Annotated in this window: 1 protein-coding gene; it reads left to right on the forward strand. The window is 51.1% G+C overall.

What is annotated here, in order from left to right; genetic code table 11:
• The first annotated feature begins 24 nt into the window (after positions 1-24).
• Complete coding sequence (locus OGV80_RS00250) at positions 25-387, forward strand: HNH endonuclease (protein ID WP_286513161.1); 363 nt, start codon at positions 25-27, stop codon at positions 385-387.
• The last annotated feature ends 267 nt before the right edge of the window (positions 388-654 follow it).

Genomic DNA, 654 nt, shown 5'->3' on the forward strand with positions numbered 1-654 from the left:
TATCCAACAAACAGGACTATGCCGATGCCAGCACGTGCTAAACGCCCATGCCGACACAAAGGGTGTGCGGCAATCACCAACGATGTCAGCGGCTATTGTGACCAACACCGAAAGCAGCATGCTTGTGACGGCTGGCGGAATTATCAGTCAGGAAAGAGCAGACAAGAACGTGGATATGGGCGGCTCTGGGAAATTAAACGAGCGCGTATCCTTCAGCGTGATAAATACCTGTGTCAGAACCATCGCCGGCAGAAGATAGCGAAGAAAGCTACCTGCGTTGACCACATCATTCCAAAAGCTCATGGCGGTACTGATGATGATGCCAATCTGGAGTCGTTGTGCTGGGAATGCCACAGAGCAAAGACAGCAAGAGATCGTATTCGATGAGTTATGCCCATTACATATACTGTGGGCAGAGTGGCTATTTTTCGAATTCCTGTTCGCACAATGCAAGCAGTTGTAGTCGCCGCAATCTGCATTGCTATTTCATCTCGATTAAAGCAGGCGCATACAAAGGGAAGGGGGGAGCAAATCCCTGACCCCTTTCGCACTTCAGGACTGCCCGCTTCCTCGCATTTTTATACCCGCGAAAAATGAAATTTAACCAGGAGTGTCGCTTATGGCTGGAACGGCGGGGCGTTCCGGGCGTCGCCC

The organism is Citrobacter sp. Ce119 (assembly GCF_030334525.1).
GTDB classification, from domain to species: domain Bacteria; phylum Pseudomonadota; class Gammaproteobacteria; order Enterobacterales; family Enterobacteriaceae; genus Citrobacter; species Citrobacter europaeus.

Coding starts and splice junctions, on each gene's coding strand:
- OGV80_RS00250 (WP_286513161.1), top strand. CDS start 25: ATGCCAGCACGTGCTAAACGCCCATGCCGACACAAAGGGTGTGCGGCA.